Below are 13,611 nucleotides of genomic sequence, written 5' to 3'. Positions count from 1 at the left end.
ATCAAGCAAGAGTCTGGGACATCATTTTGTCGTGCTTGGCAATAGACCGCCTGATGAGGTCACCATTTGCCTTCGTCCACTCAACCGTGCGGCGAATACCTTCACGAATATCGACCTGAGTAGTAAAGTCCAGCTCCTGCTTCGCCTTTTCTGTCGAAGCAAAACGCTTTCCTGACCGATCCCAATCGCGAGCGGGTTTCAAGTCAACCGGCGTTTTATTACCGGTAAATTCGTTGATGAGGTTAGCCAGCTCCAGAATCGTAGTCTCCTTTCCGGTGGCCAGGTTATAAACTCCTCCAGCCTCTCCTTTTTGGGCACAAGCCATCAGGCCGCGAGCCATATCCTCGACGTAAATAAAGTCACGGCTCGTGTTGCCGCCATTATCCAATGGTAGCGCCTCGGCATTTATAGAACGCCAAACGAAAGTAGGGGTGACGTTGCGCCATACCGTGTGCACCGTACCGCGCCACTGACCGGCGCCGAGGATTTCCCGCGGCCCATATACGTTTGAAAAGCGTGCCTTGACAATGGGTAACTGGTGACTCTGGAAGTAATAGTTACCATACAGCTCGCCAATGATCTTGGATATCGAGTAGGGGCTGTCGTGGTAGAGGGTAACAGCCTGGTCTTCGGTGGTCGCCGTCGGGGAACCGTAGGTCTTTTCAGCCACGGCGCAGGCAGCAGCGGCATAGACTACCTTTTTCAGTGACTTGATGTCCTTCAACCTATCGAACAACTTGAGCGAAGTCAGGGTATTGTTCTCGTGGTCGGCAAAAGGGTCAGCAATCGAGGACTGGTTCCCATGATAGCAGGCCAGATGAAAGGCATACTCCAAGTCTTCCGGCAGGGCGGCCAAAATCTTTTCATCGGTGATAGAGCCAAATACGAAACGAACACGCGGATCCGCCGGAATGTTGGCCACGTCCGAGGAGATCAGGTTGTCGACAATGATGATTTCTTGAGGGTTTTGTTCCAGGAGTTGATGAACCAGGTTGCTACCCACAAAGCCGGCGCCGCCAACAACCAGCACTCGCGAATTTGTAAATCCATTATTGTTCATAGGGTCTCACTTTGGGGCCGGAGCCTTGAGGTGTGAATAAACGTCGGTAATCCCAAACTGGTCATACCACTGTAATTGACGCCGGATGGTATCGGCAAAACTCACCTGGGCCTGCCAGCCAAAGGATCGCAGCGTTTCCGATGGGTCCAACGAAACGACCGGCACATCATCTGCGGAAGGCGGGACAATGGGCACATCGAGGCGGCCTAGGCTAAGGTAATCCGAGACCAGATCGAAAATCTCCTTGATGGAATGCGCTTCGCCGCTGGCGATGTTGAATACACCTACGGGTGCGTCGGCTTTGATGGCGAGGTCCATGAAGGCGAGGAAGTCACTCATATCGAGAAAGTCGCGTGACGTATCCGAACAGAAGCAGCTCTGCCCAGCTTTCAGGCGTTTGTAGAAAGTTGGTATGGGTCCAATCGCCAGTCGTGGACCAGTGACGTTAGCGACACGAAGTGTCAGAGTCGGTATTTCGGACAGCAACATAAACTGCTCACCTGCCGTCTTGGTGATGCCGTAACTGGTGAAAGGTGCAGTCGGGTGGTCGGTAGGAATTGGTAACTGATGTGGGCGGCCGTAGCATAGGGCCGTCTGGAAATTGATAAGCCGCTTTACCCCGTTGGCCTTTGCCGCACGGGCCACATTGATACTGCCCATGACATTGGTGCGGCTGTCCTCGACCCAGTCATCTGGGTCCTTATAAGCTGCTGCCGAATGCACAACAACTTCTGGCTTAAAGGCATCGAAGCAGTTATTCACCAAACCTTCATCGGCAACCGAGCCCTCCCTCACGGTGAGACCAGGCACTTCGGGCACGACCTCCCGTTTGCCAGTGGCGAAGTTATCGACAACAAAGATTTCATGGCCTTGCGGTAACCAGTGTTCAATTAAGTTTGAACCCAAGCAGCCGGCACCGCCGGTAATCAGGATACGCATCTCTTCTCCCTCGCTTACTTTTCGTCTTGCAAGCGCAAGTGGGTGTACTCACCCAAAGTACCATGCTGCTGGTAGTATTTGATGGCTTCTGTGACTGTTGTCTGCAAAGGGGTAAATTCAATATCCCCAAAATCCTGGAAGGTGCGCGAGGGATCCAGCAATATGGAAAACACGTCATCCGGCCCCAAATCCTTTACATCGGCTTGCGGTCGGCCGGGAACATCCATTGCCTCGACAACGGCATTATATAGTTCCTGAATGGCGACATCCGTACCGGACGAGAAGTGATAGGCACCGTGCCCCATACCATCACATGCCTTGACGGTGACAGCCGCCAGGTCCTTAACGAAGACAAAATCACGCCGTGACTTGGTGACGAAACACTTTTTACCGTCCTTCAGTCGCTGATAGAAAATGGGCAGCGGACCCGCCACGTTGCGCGGACCAATAACATTGGCGAGGCGGAAGGTCACGTATTCAATACCGGACAGTTCGATGTAATACTCGTTTGCAGTTTTGGAGATCGCATAACTGCTACCAGCCGGATTCCTCGGATGATTCAGCGTGATGGGCTGTTCCTGGGGCTTCAATCCATAGCACAAAGCAGTCTGGTAGTAGACGAATCGCTTGACACCACACTTCTTGGCCAAATCAACCATCAGGGATCCACCGACACAGTTGGTTAGAGTATCGTTGTACCAATCATCCGGATCCTTGTAAGAACAGGCGGCATGAACCAGTGCATCTGGGCGGAAATCCCCGATCAGTTCCTCCATCAGCGACTTGTTGGCGATAGAATCGATCACCACCTTGAGCTTAGGATGCTCCGCAAGATGCTCGATACGGCCTGTCGCTAAATTGTCGACAACGACTACCTCATCCCCACGCTCCAAAAGCATTTCCACGACATGGGAGCCGATTTGGCCTAAACCACCAGTAACGAACGCTTTCATCCCTTCTCCTACACCAAGTAAAATGTTTTAAGATTTATTTTCAGCCAGCAACGAGACTATCTTTCCGGCTGCATCCCCCGCGCCATAGGGCGTTTCCCTGATCACCTGACGTGCCTTGCCCGCCACATCATCAAATGCGGCAAGAATCGCGGAGGTTGAGGAGCCGACCAGCAGGTTCGCTCCTGTACTGATCGTTTCCACCCACTCCGTTTCATCGCGCAGGGTAATGCACGGCACACCATAGAAAAATGCCTCTTTCTGCACGCCACCCGAATCGGTGAGGATTACCGTGGCTGCCTGCTCAAGGGCAACCATGTCAAGAAAGGGCAAAGGCTCTGTGACCTTGACGCTGCCCAGCATATCAGTCAATCCATAATCAACAAGCTGCTTGCGCGTTCGTGGATGCAGCGGCAGCACCACAGGGATCGTCTTAGCAATACTGCCAAAGGCATTGACGATCCTGCCCAATCTTTCAGGATCATCTGTATTTTCCGCTCGATGACAGGTTGCCAAGGCAAACTCGCTTTTCGTGAGACCGTATTCTTCGAGGCTTGTGCTTTGCGATTTGGCTTTCTCGCGATAAAAAAGGGCCGCATCATACATCACGTCACCACTGTTATGAACACCTCTTGTCAACCCTTCGGCCTGGAGATTGACGACTGCTGCCTCCGTCGGGCAGAAGAGTTTAGTGGACACCCGATCGGCGAGGATGCGGTTAATTTCTTCCGGCATCCGCATGTTAAATGAACGCAGCCCAGCCTCAACATGAGCCACGGGAATATGCAGTTTGGCGGCGGCAAGAGCGCCGGCCAGGGTGGAATTTGTATCCCCGTAAATGAGCACCCAATCGGGCTTTTCTTGCAGGAGGACGCTTTCGACGGACTCGAGCATGCGGCCTGTCATGACACCGTGATTACCACCGGATATCTCCAGGTTGTAGCATGGGCGAGGAATATTGAGTTCATCGAAGAAGACTTTTGACATGTTGTCGTCGTAGTGCTGGCCGGTATGCACAAGCACTTCGTCGATCTTGTCTGCATAGCGATCCCGAATAACCCTTGAAACCGTTGCAGCCTTGATGAATTGCGGTCGTGCTCCAATGATCGTAACGATTTTCATGGATTCAGGAGGCGCTCAGTTGTACGGATTGCAACAGCGCGGCAACGATTCGATCCTGATCGGGTTCGGATAGATCCGGCCCCATCGGCAAGCTAACCACTCGCCCGGCGACAAGTTCGGATACTGGAGTAGCGCCACCACCACAAGTAGATGCGTAGGCAGGCTGGTGGTTAAGTGGCACAGGATAATGCACTGCAGTCGGGATACCCTGTTCATTAAGTTGCTTGGCGACGACATCGCGGTTGTCAACACCGATGGTGTACTGGGCATAAACGCTCGTACGGTCTGACTTTATCGTGGGCAGTTGGCAGTTGGCAGTTATCAGTTCGCTGTAGCGGGCAGCCAATTGGCTTCTACGCTCTACTTCCCAGTCGAAGCGATCAAGCTTGGCAAGGACGACGGCACATTGCAGAGTGTCCATGCGACCACCGACGCCAATACGTGTGTGGTGGTAGCGCTTTTCCTGACCATGGACGCGAATCTCGCGACAGAATTTCGCCAATGTGTCATCGCTGGTAAAGATTGCCCCCCCATCACCATAGCAGCCAAGCGGCTTGCTTGGGAAGAAACTGGTACAGCCGATGGTGGAGAGGTTGCAGCTCTTGCGCTTCTTGTATTTGGCCCCAAAGCTCTGTGCCGCATCCTCTATCACGGGCAAATTATGTTTTAGGGCGATAGCATTGATCTCGTCCATGTCCGCTGGCTGGCCATAGAGGGACACCGGCATGATGGCGCGGGTGCGCGGAGAGATCGCCGCCTCGATCAGGGCCGGATCGATGTTATAAGTGTCCGGCTGGATATCAACGAATACCGGCTTGGCGCCCAGCAGTGCAATGACTTCCGCGGTGGCAACGAAGGTAAAGGGCGTGGTAATAATTTCGTCGCCCGGGCGGATACCCAACGCCATGAGCGAGATCAGCAGTGCCTCGGTTCCGGAGGCGACAGCAATGCAATGCTTTACGCCAACATAATCAGCCAGCCTTTCCTCCAGCTCGCCAACCTCCGGGCCCATTATATACTGACCATGATCGAGAACCCGGTTGATACGCTCCTGGATCTGGGGCTTGAGCGCCTGATACTGACTTTTAAGATCTATAAACGGAATAGTCATTTGTTCACTTGCTCCAGATTCGTTCCATTCAACACATATACCTGCTTGCTATGTGGACAGGTGTACGTCCCATCGCCCTCCATCGGTAATGGGATCTGCTCACCATATTCGCTCATCCAGCCGACCTGTTTGGCGGGCACGCCGACCATCAGCGCATAATCGTGTACACTCTTATTGACCACCGCTCCAGCACCGATGAATGCGAAGGCTCCAACTGTCACTCCACAAATGATGGTGCAGTTGGCGCCCAGGGTGGCACCCTTCTTCACCAGTGTATCCCGGTATTCATTTTTGCGTTCAATCAGCGATCGCGGGTTGTAGACATTGGTGAACACCATGCTCGGGCCGCAGAATACACCTTCCTCCAACGTGACATTGTCGTAGACAGAGACGTTATTCTGGATCTTGCAGTTGTCGCCTATGACGACCTTGTTACCTACAAATACATTTTGCCCAAGTGAGCAGTTCTTACCGATCTGCGCACCCGCACAGACATGTACGAAGTGCCAGATACGGGAGCCCTCTCCTATACTGGCACCAACATCCACAATCGCACTTTGATGGACTGAATAATTCATATCAATATTCCAGGGGAAGCGAGACTGTATTGCCATCACGCGCAGAGAGATAGGCAGCGATCAGCAGCTCAAGTGATTTCAGTCCTTCGCGGCCGTCGGTTTCAGGGTCCGTTTCACCGCGCATCACTTCGATGACGTTCTTGTAGTAAACCGGATGTCCGAAACCATAGACAGATGTCGTTTCATAGTTTGCCGTTTGTATATGCTCGTCGTAATCCCGTGGCTCATCAAATTCCCAATGCTGAATGTCATTGACTGCAACACCACCCACTCGCACAGTGCCTTTTTCACCAAGAATGGTGATACTGCCTTCCATGTTCTTCGGGTAGGTGAGCATGGTCACACTCATTGACCCCAATGCACCACTGCGCCAACGGAGGTTCAAAACACCGGTATCTTCCACCTCAATATCTCGCGTCGTGCTCATCATCGCCTGAACCTTGTCGACCGGCCCGATCAGCCAGTCCAGCAGGTCCACGTAGTGGCTCGCCTGGTTCATGAACGCACCACCATCAAACTCCCAGGTTCCGCGCCATTTTGCTTGGTCGTAGTATTCCTGGGGACGGGTCCAGAATACGTTCAGGTGAACCATATGGATCTTGCCAAACCGCTTCTCGCCAATGGCCCGCTTGAGCAGCTGCAAAGTAGTGTTGCGCCTGTTCTGTTTCACCACGAACAGGCGGACATTGGCTTCATCACATGCCCGAACCATACGCACACCATCCTGCCAGCGGGTTGCCATCGGCTTCTCAGTCATGACGTGGACCTTGTACTTCGCCGCCAACACGGCCTGGTCCGGATGTATACCGCTGGGCGTACAGAGAACCACCAGATCCAGCTGCTCCGCCTTCAGCATCTCTTCAAAGTACTGATAGCCTGGCACTTGGTATTGCTCAGCATGCCTCTCAAGCACTTTGGCATCGATATCGCAAACAGCCACCAACTCGATGCTCTCTGCGTGTTTTTCTATTGCACCAAAGTGATTCTTTGAGATACGGCCACAACCTACGATGGCAATTCGTATTTTTCGATCGGTAATACTCGGAAACATCACTGGCGTCCTATGTTGGTTGAGTTCTGGCTGATCGCGCAGAGTGATCTATAAATTCTCCCCCACCCTGCCGGGGACTTCTTGATATCCATTATTCTGCACCTGGCCCAGGGATGTCGGACAGGTGAAGGGGGGGTGCGATCGCTAGCGGGAATCGCGTAGAACACCATCACCCCACATCTATTGCATTTCTCGTTCAAGTGAATCTATTTCAGCCTTAAGCGATTCGTACTCCACCAACTTGCGTTTCAGAAACTTCGCCGTAAGCGCTGTCTTTTCCGCTATACCCGTCGGCGTCAGCAGATAGGCATACCCCAACTTGTTATTGCTGTTCTGGAAGTTTTGTATTTTCACCAACCCCTTATCCACCAGCGCCCGCACGCAGTAGTTCACGCCCCCCAGGCTGACACCCAGCCTTTCAGCGATCTCACGCTGGGTCAGGTCTGGATGCGCCTCCAGGAGTCTGAGTACGCGAAATCGCGTATCCTCTTGTACCGTGGTGGGGCGACGCGTCATGTTTACAAGGTGTTGGTATTTTTTATTCAGGCAGGCTACCGCCGAATTGTGCGAAACACACAACCCGGGGCACTTGCTCTGTTGAGCCGCTAGCAAGACTTGAATTCTGTTCAAACATGAACATCATAAACGATTTAGCAGAGAATAGGGAACCCGAAATTGGCATTTTAATCACACTTCAGTCACCGCTAAGATAGGCGCCAGCCAAACCACACCGCCCTTTAACCTGGGTGGAATTGACGACAAAATACCACCCCTTCTCATTTTGTTATCTGGCTGGTTGATAATTTGGTGGATTATGTCCACTATATCGACCTTGGGAATTACCGTTGTTTCAGAAAGGGAATCCGAATGGACAATCAAGCCGCTTGGCACCTGATCCACACCAAACCGCGCCAGGAGCGGGTAGCGTGTGAACAACTGGAAAGGCAGGGATATAGGACTTATCTTCCCCTAATTGGGCGGCCGAATCACTCCCAGAACCCCGTCGTCCCCCTCTTTCCCCGCTATCTGTTTATCCGCCTGACCGCCGGTCTGGACGACTGGACCCCCATCAGATCGACCCGCGGCGTAAGCTCATTGGTGCGTGTCGGTATGAATCCAGCCAAAATATCTGATCAACTGATTGATTCTATTCAAAAAAGAGAGAACGCCGACGGACTCCACCTGCTGCCGACACAGGCCTTTCGCAATGGAGAGCGGATTCGACTTGTGAGCGGGCCCCTTTCCGATTATGAGGCAATTTTCTGCGAAAAGCGGGCTGAGAACCGGGTGATTATCCTGCTCAACCTCATCGGCCACCAGAACCGGATCGAAGTACCTGCGGAAAGTATCTCCAGGCTGTAGTTTCTGTTTCGCGCCAGAGGCGCTCCTACATACAGGTCGGGATCCCCGCGTGGGTGGCTACCCACACCATGTAGGGGTGGCCGCTCCCGGCATCCTGCAGCATTAGCACTTCCTTGTGCGTCGCTTTGCCGCGGAATGCTTTCGCACCGGAGACGCGCCTACAAAAACCCTGGCATTTGACCCCCGGGCCAGCGCTCTTTCACTTTCCGTTCAAAGCCCGCAATGAGTTCACGCAATCTTTTAGCCGATATGATGGCGAGTTCAAGCCGCTCGTATCGTTCTGCAACATCTTCTGGGTAGTCGTGTGTGAACTCATTGCGTATCGCTCGCAGTCTGATCCACTCTTCCGCGGAAGGCAGCCAACCCAGCTGTTCCAGTCTGTTGAGGCGATCAAGCATCGCCATACTGGCTATCTCTTCTTCCAGCATTCGCAAAGTTGCCGGGATAAGCCGCGAACCCATGTCATCTTGTAATCGTGTGTAGCGGTAGGCAAACTGGTCAAGCAGGCGTCGGTCATCTTTCGTCAGGCGCTCCAAATCCAGATCGTCTGTCCCAAAATCACGTTTAGCCAAGTCATTTAGCGCTTCCTTTAAGGCTTGCCCGTGTCCCAGGCAGGTAATGAGGGCATTGCGAAGGGACAGGAGTTCTGGGCTGTTTGTCATAGCGCAACTCCAGTTTGCCGTGCAATCCGGACAATCGGGCGTGTATCGTCCGCATGTTCGATGACGATATCGACCTTGCGTTCTCCCAGACCCTGTTCAAGTAGTGTGAGCATATGTATCTTGCGGGCAATCAAGCCATCATTTTTGGCCGGCAAGACGAGCAGATCGATATCACCCCCCCGCTTCTCATCATTTACGCGTGAGCCGAATAGGGTAACCTTCGTACCTTCGCCGAAGGCTTCCCGTGCCGCGTGACAAATGAGCTTGGACTGGTGCGAAGTCAGTCTCATGGTGATTACCTCATGCATGAGTGTTTTGCAATCCTCAGCGATATCCTACCCGCGGATAGTAGGCTAATGGAAGCTTTGCGGGGATTCGTTTAAAAAACGAAGTTCGGAGACCCTGGATGGCATGCAATGGATTCCGGGGCCTAAACACTACTTTATTTCCCTGGCTGCGCCGTCGTGGGCGCAGCGCTGGCCCAGAGGAGTGTGTTCGCTACGAAAAGCTTTCGCGCCAGAGGCGCTCCTACGAAAACCTTTGTGTCCGGGCCTCTATAACTGGAGAGACTTCGGTAATTGCGCCTCTTTGATACCCATCCTGACAGCCGCGAACTCACGCAGACGGTTGAAGCTGTCCAACAGTATCAAGGCATACTCCTTTCCCAGCATGAGGTCTTCTGCGAAGGTCTCCGCACTCTCCATGTATTCGTGGACCCATTTATTACGCAGCTTTCTCGCTTCGAGCCAATGCTCAACGTTTTCGATCACACCGAGCCTCTCGGCGCGATTGAGGGTTTCGATCTGGCTTCCGGGAGTCTCCGCCAAGGCCATCAGCCAACGTGGCAAGAGTTTGTCTGCAATGGTGTCCTGCATGCGGCCAAAGCGCGATATGAAGGCTTCCAGGCGCTCGGCCAGTTCCGGATGGGTTTCCAGACTATTTACCCACGCCACGTCGATGACCTGATGTTGATAAAGTCTATTCCAGCTGTAGGCCAGGTGACCGCCTTCGCGTGAGACGATATCCAGGGTCAGGAGAAAGCGGTCAACCGGCAGGATGCTGCTTGTCGTCATAACCTCACACCTGTGCGGAGCGCCTCTTCATGTATTGGTTGATAGGTCGTTTCGGGATCGAGCACCAGGACGTCAATCGGCTGGTCACCCAAACGGAGTTGCAATCTGGCGACAAGTTGCAATGCTTTTCGTTCACGTTGCTGAACTGGCTTGTCCGACCGCACCAGTAAGTCCAGGTCCCCGCCACGCGCCGTGTCATCGACTCTGGACCCAAACAACATGACAGCCGCATCCGCGCCGAATATTTCGTTCACGGTATCGCGAATTGTCTTTCGTGTTTGACTGGACAGGCGCATTGGTTCGCAGAAGGCCTCATGGTTCGTTAAACCGGTAGGTCAGTCGTGGATATGCTGAACAACCAGGATCCGGCGAACACTCCCATCATGGCAACATGACAGAGATGATTGATCCTCTGCGATATCCTACCTGCGGATGGTACGCTAATGGAAGTTTTGCGAGTAATTCTTTGGAAGATCGACTGAGGATACCCCAGATGGCGTAAAACGATATCCGGTACTTTCCGAAAAACCGGTGCATGCCACATGGCTTTTCGGTTATCATGCGCGCAACTGTTTTTCAAATACTCCCTTTTTAAACAATTACTTAAAAAATTCACCCAGGTTAACGCCTCTTTTCCATGACTTCCCTCGCCCAGTACAAAAGACTCCTGCGCTATGTCCGCCCGCACTGGCGGATATTCCTGGTCTCCATACTGGGGACCATCGTACTGGCCGCCACCCAGCCCGCCATGCCCTACCTGATGAAGCCGCTGCTGGACGGCAGCTTTGTCGAGAAGGACCCGCGGATGATCATCCTGGTCCCGCTGTTGCTGATCGGGCTGGCCCTGGTTCAGGGGTTGGCGACCATTGTCAGTTCGGTGGCCATGGAGTCGGTGGCGACCCGGGTGGTGTTCAATCTGCGGGAACTGATGCTGCAGAAACTGCTGGTCCTGCCGACCCGCTTCTACGACAACAATTCAGCCGGAGTGGTGCTGTCCAAGGTGACCTACAATGTGGAGCAGCTCACCAGCTCCGCCTCCTATGTGATCGTCACATTGATTCGGGACACCCTTTCCATCCTCGGCCTGTTGGGCCTGATGCTCTACCTCAACTGGAAGCTGACCCTGATCGCCTTCGCCCTGATCCCGGCCGTGGCCTTTTTCGTCCGCGTGGTTAGCAAGCGCTTACGTACCATCAACCGCGCCCTGCAGAAGCGCATGGGAGAGATGACTCACGTACTGGAGGAGGTGATCACCGGCAACAAGGTGATCAAGCTGTTCGGCGGCCAGGCGCACGAGGCACGCCGTTTCTTCGACTCGGCCAACAAGGTGCGTCAGTTCAAAATGAAGGCGGTGCTGGCCCACAACGGCAGCGTTCAGGTGAACCAGCTGGTGGCGGTTTGCGGTCTGGCGCTGATGGCTTATCTGTCGGCGCAGCAGTCGGCGGCCGGGGGTTTCACCGTGGGTGAATTTGTCGCCTTCTTCGGCGCCATGGCGATGATCCTTTCGCCCCTGAAGAAGCTCACCAGTATCAATAATGAGCTGCAGCGCGGACTGGCTGCCGCGGAGAGCGTGTTTGAGCTGCTCGATGAGCCCGCGGAACAGGACCAGGGCACGGCCGATCTGCCGTCACCCAAAGGCCTGTTGGAGTGGCGCAGCCTGGAGTTTCGTTACGAACCCAACGGGGCGCCGGGCGATGGCACCGAGACCACCCCTACCCTGGGAGATATCCAGCTGACCGTCGCCCCCGGCGAAAATATCGCCCTGGTCGGCCCCTCCGGCAGCGGCAAGACCACCCTGGCGAGCCTGATCCCGCTGTTTTACCGCCCCAGCCGGGGGCAGATCCTGATCGACGGGATGGATATCAGCAACCTGCCCCTGTCGGTGTTGCGGGCCAACGTCTCCCTGGTCTCCCAGGACGTGTTTTTGTTCAACGACAGTGTCCGCGCCAATATCGCCTATGGAATCAACAGCAATGCCACGGATGAGCAGGTACGGGAGGCCGCCCGGGCCGCCAACGCCCTGGCGTTCATCGAGCAGATGCCGGAAGGGTTCGACACCACCATCGGGGACAACGGCGTCCGGCTCTCCGGCGGCCAGCGCCAGCGCCTGGCCATTGCCCGCGCCCTGCTCAAGGACGCACCGATCCTGATTCTGGACGAGGCCACTTCCGCCCTGGATACCGAGTCCGAGCAGCTGATCCAGGAGGCGATGGAACGGCTCAGATCCGGCCGCACCACCCTCACCATCGCCCACCGGCTCTCCACTATCGAGAACGCCGACCGCATTGTGGTACTGAAGGATGGCCGCATCGTCGAAACCGGCTCCCATCGTGAACTGCTGGCGCAGCAGGGGCTGTATAAAAAACTCCACCAGTTGCAGTTTTCTGCTGGGTAATGCGGTTTATGAAGAACAGAGTCCGGACGGCTGCAGGATACGCATCACAGACCAAACCCGTAGGGCTCCTCGTTCCCACGCAGAGCATTGGTATGCGTTCCCACGCAGAGCGTGGGAACGAGGGGGCCCTGCGGAACTACAGCGCCACACCTCAGCCGAGCACATCTTCCATCCATGGAAACATGTACGCATGACGGCGCAAACAAAACCCCAAGGCCGATTCCCCTGGCAACGGTTTATCCATCCCCGATTCTGGCCCACCTGGGCCGGGCTGGGCATGCTGCGGTTGCTCAGTCTGCTGCCCTTCACCATTCAACTGGGTATCGGCCGGCAACTGGGCCGACTGGCGCAACAGCTGCTGTCACGGCGCGTCAATATCGCCCGCACCAACATCCGGCTCTGCTTTCCCGAGCTATCGCCGGAACAGCAGAAACAGCTGCTTCGAGACCATTTCGAGGCGATTGGCATGGGTATTTTTGAAACCGCACTCTCCTGGTGGGGCAGCGACGAGCAACTGAGGAGCCGGGTGGAGATCGAGGGCCTCGAGCACATCCAACACGCCAAAGCGGGGGGATCCGGGGTGCTTATGGTCACCGGTCATTTCAGCATGATGGAGCTGACAGGACACATGCTCGGTCTGTTCAACCGGACGGGGGCCATGTACCGTCCGATGAAAAACCCGCTCATGGACCTGCTGCTGCTGCGTGCCCGCAGCCGCCGTCTTGGCCCCATATTTACCCGGGATGATATCCGGACCATGACCCGCTGCCTGCGCCGGGGAGAGATGGTTTTCTACGCCTATGACCAGAACTACGGCCTGGAGCACGCCCTGTTCATCCCGTTGTTTGGCATCCCGGCGGCAACCATTACCGCCACGTCACGTTTCGCCGCCATGGGCAAGGCGGTGGTAATACCCTATTTTCCGAGACGCCGGGCGGACGGCACCTACCTCATCAAGGTACACCCCCCCCTGGAGGGTTTCGCCACCGGCGATGATGAACAGGACACCCTGCGCATCAATGCCCTGCTGGAGCAGGCGATTCTGGAAGCACCGGAACAGTATTTCTGGATTCACCGGCGATTCAAGACGCGCCCGCCGGGAGAGCCGTCGCTCTATTGAGTGTTGGCCACGGAAGAACACCGAAGACACTGAAAAAACTTTCCGTGTTTTCCGTGGCTGAACAGCCCCACCACAAAGGCACCAAGCTCACAAAACCTTCAAGAGAAAGGCATTCATTAGTGTACTTTGTGACTTTGTGGTGAAAAAGTTTTCCGAATCGGGCGCGCACAGGCTATACATCATTGGCC

Annotated in this window: 15 protein-coding genes; 3 read left to right on the top strand and 12 right to left on the bottom strand. The window is 54.7% G+C overall.

Translation table 11 applies throughout. The features are described 5' to 3' along the window. Window position 1: 1 nt before the first annotated feature. From NPX02_RS11065 to NPX02_RS11030, 8 genes are all read right to left on the bottom strand, one after another. Window positions 2–1,060 (bottom strand): NAD-dependent epimerase/dehydratase family protein, encoded by a 1,059-nt coding sequence (locus NPX02_RS11065; protein ID WP_260293626.1) that lies wholly within the window; start codon window positions 1,058–1,060, stop codon window positions 2–4. A gap of 6 nt (window positions 1,061–1,066) precedes the next feature. Continuing rightward, the gene (locus NPX02_RS11060) at window positions 1,067–1,999 is read right to left on the bottom strand and encodes an NAD-dependent epimerase/dehydratase family protein (protein WP_260293625.1); all 933 of its coding nucleotides are present in this window, start codon (window positions 1,997–1,999) and stop codon (window positions 1,067–1,069) included. Window positions 2,000–2,013: 14 nt separating this feature from the next. Beyond that, window positions 2,014–2,952, bottom strand: a complete 939-nt coding sequence (locus NPX02_RS11055) for an NAD-dependent epimerase/dehydratase family protein (protein ID WP_260293624.1) — start codon at window positions 2,950–2,952, stop codon at window positions 2,014–2,016. A 27-nt stretch (window positions 2,953–2,979) separates the two neighbouring features. Then, entirely contained in the window at window positions 2,980–4,071 is a 1,092-nt protein-coding gene (gene wecB, locus NPX02_RS11050; protein ID WP_260293623.1) for a non-hydrolyzing UDP-N-acetylglucosamine 2-epimerase, read from the bottom strand. Window positions 4,072–4,075: 4 nt separating this feature from the next. Then, window positions 4,076–5,182 carry a DegT/DnrJ/EryC1/StrS family aminotransferase gene (locus NPX02_RS11045; RefSeq protein WP_305792837.1) on the bottom strand — a complete coding sequence of 369 codons (1,107 nt, stop codon included), beginning with the start codon at window positions 5,180–5,182 and terminating at the stop codon, window positions 4,076–4,078. Continuing rightward, the gene (locus NPX02_RS11040; protein WP_260293622.1) at window positions 5,179–5,760 is read right to left on the bottom strand and encodes an acyltransferase; all 582 of its coding nucleotides are present in this window, start codon (window positions 5,758–5,760) and stop codon (window positions 5,179–5,181) included. Before NPX02_RS11040 ends, NPX02_RS11045 begins: the two co-directional genes overlap by 4 nt. Window position 5,761: 1 nt before the next feature. Continuing rightward, complete coding sequence (locus tag NPX02_RS11035) at window positions 5,762–6,811, bottom strand: Gfo/Idh/MocA family protein (RefSeq protein WP_260293621.1); 1,050 nt, start codon at window positions 6,809–6,811, stop codon at window positions 5,762–5,764. Between the two features lie 180 nt (window positions 6,812–6,991). Then, complete coding sequence (locus tag NPX02_RS11030; RefSeq protein ID WP_335342552.1) at window positions 6,992–7,441, bottom strand: MarR family EPS-associated transcriptional regulator; 450 nt, start codon at window positions 7,439–7,441, stop codon at window positions 6,992–6,994. Between the two features lie 237 nt (window positions 7,442–7,678). Between NPX02_RS11030 and rfaH the strand changes: the two genes are divergently transcribed. Beyond that, window positions 7,679–8,173 (top strand): transcription/translation regulatory transformer protein RfaH, encoded by a 495-nt coding sequence (rfaH, locus tag NPX02_RS11025; protein ID WP_260293620.1) that lies wholly within the window; start codon window positions 7,679–7,681, stop codon window positions 8,171–8,173. Between the two features lie 158 nt (window positions 8,174–8,331). Here the strand turns inward: rfaH and NPX02_RS11020 are convergent, their stop codons facing one another. From NPX02_RS11020 to NPX02_RS11005, 4 genes are all read right to left on the bottom strand, one after another. Beyond that, a complete protein-coding gene (locus NPX02_RS11020) occupies window positions 8,332–8,835 on the bottom strand; it encodes a hypothetical protein (protein WP_260293619.1) in 504 nt (167 codons plus the stop codon). After that, on the bottom strand, window positions 8,832–9,125 hold the full coding sequence (locus NPX02_RS11015) for a nucleotidyltransferase domain-containing protein (protein ID WP_260293618.1): 294 nt from the start codon (window positions 9,123–9,125) through the stop codon (window positions 8,832–8,834). The genes NPX02_RS11020 and NPX02_RS11015 overlap by 4 nt, the downstream gene beginning before the upstream one ends. Before the next feature lie 264 nt (window positions 9,126–9,389). Next, window positions 9,390–9,908, bottom strand: coding sequence for a hypothetical protein (locus NPX02_RS11010; RefSeq protein WP_260293617.1), 519 nt, complete (start codon window positions 9,906–9,908; stop codon window positions 9,390–9,392). After that, complete coding sequence (locus tag NPX02_RS11005) at window positions 9,905–10,204, bottom strand: nucleotidyltransferase domain-containing protein (protein WP_260293616.1); 300 nt, start codon at window positions 10,202–10,204, stop codon at window positions 9,905–9,907. Before NPX02_RS11005 ends, NPX02_RS11010 begins: the two co-directional genes overlap by 4 nt. A gap of 341 nt (window positions 10,205–10,545) precedes the next feature. Here NPX02_RS11005 and msbA point away from each other — a divergent pair, with 341 nt between their 5' ends. Then, entirely contained in the window at window positions 10,546–12,303 is a 1,758-nt protein-coding gene (gene msbA / locus NPX02_RS11000) for a lipid A export permease/ATP-binding protein MsbA (RefSeq protein ID WP_260293615.1), read from the top strand. A gap of 190 nt (window positions 12,304–12,493) precedes the next feature. Continuing rightward, window positions 12,494–13,423: an LpxL/LpxP family Kdo(2)-lipid IV(A) lauroyl/palmitoleoyl acyltransferase gene (gene lpxL / locus NPX02_RS10995; protein ID WP_260293614.1), complete on the top strand. Its 930-nt coding sequence runs from the start codon at window positions 12,494–12,496 to the stop codon at window positions 13,421–13,423. Window positions 13,424–13,611 lie beyond the last annotated feature (188 nt).

Origin of the sequence: Sedimenticola hydrogenitrophicus, from assembly GCF_025175675.1 — a bacterium.
GTDB lineage: Bacteria > Pseudomonadota > Gammaproteobacteria > Chromatiales > Chromatiaceae > Sedimenticola > Sedimenticola hydrogenitrophicus.
Note: the sequence above shows the minus strand (reverse complement) of the source record. Positions and strands in the feature narration are given on the sequence as shown.

Excerpts from the sequence above, each read along its gene's own strand:
- NPX02_RS11065 (WP_260293626.1), bottom strand. The coding sequence starts at position 1,060 with ATGAACAATAATGGATTTACAAATTCGCGAGTGCTGGTTGTTGGCGGC.
- NPX02_RS11060 (WP_260293625.1), bottom strand. The coding sequence starts at position 1,999 with ATGCGTATCCTGATTACCGGCGGTGCCGGCTGCTTGGGTTCAAACTTA.
- NPX02_RS11055 (WP_260293624.1), bottom strand. The coding sequence starts at position 2,952 with ATGAAAGCGTTCGTTACTGGTGGTTTAGGCCAAATCGGCTCCCATGTC.
- wecB (WP_260293623.1), bottom strand. The coding sequence starts at position 4,071 with ATGAAAATCGTTACGATCATTGGAGCACGACCGCAATTCATCAAGGCT.
- NPX02_RS11045 (WP_305792837.1), bottom strand. The coding sequence starts at position 5,182 with ATGACTATTCCGTTTATAGATCTTAAAAGTCAGTATCAGGCGCTCAAG.
- NPX02_RS11040 (WP_260293622.1), bottom strand. The coding sequence starts at position 5,760 with ATGAATTATTCAGTCCATCAAAGTGCGATTGTGGATGTTGGTGCCAGT.
- NPX02_RS11035 (WP_260293621.1), bottom strand. The coding sequence starts at position 6,811 with ATGTTTCCGAGTATTACCGATCGAAAAATACGAATTGCCATCGTAGGT.
- rfaH (WP_260293620.1), top strand. The coding sequence starts at position 7,679 with ATGGACAATCAAGCCGCTTGGCACCTGATCCACACCAAACCGCGCCAG.
- NPX02_RS11020 (WP_260293619.1), bottom strand. The coding sequence starts at position 8,835 with ATGACAAACAGCCCAGAACTCCTGTCCCTTCGCAATGCCCTCATTACC.
- NPX02_RS11015 (WP_260293618.1), bottom strand. The coding sequence starts at position 9,125 with ATGAGACTGACTTCGCACCAGTCCAAGCTCATTTGTCACGCGGCACGG.
- NPX02_RS11010 (WP_260293617.1), bottom strand. The coding sequence starts at position 9,908 with ATGACGACAAGCAGCATCCTGCCGGTTGACCGCTTTCTCCTGACCCTG.
- NPX02_RS11005 (WP_260293616.1), bottom strand. The coding sequence starts at position 10,204 with ATGCGCCTGTCCAGTCAAACACGAAAGACAATTCGCGATACCGTGAAC.
- msbA (WP_260293615.1), top strand. The coding sequence starts at position 10,546 with ATGACTTCCCTCGCCCAGTACAAAAGACTCCTGCGCTATGTCCGCCCG.
- lpxL (WP_260293614.1), top strand. The coding sequence starts at position 12,494 with ATGACGGCGCAAACAAAACCCCAAGGCCGATTCCCCTGGCAACGGTTT.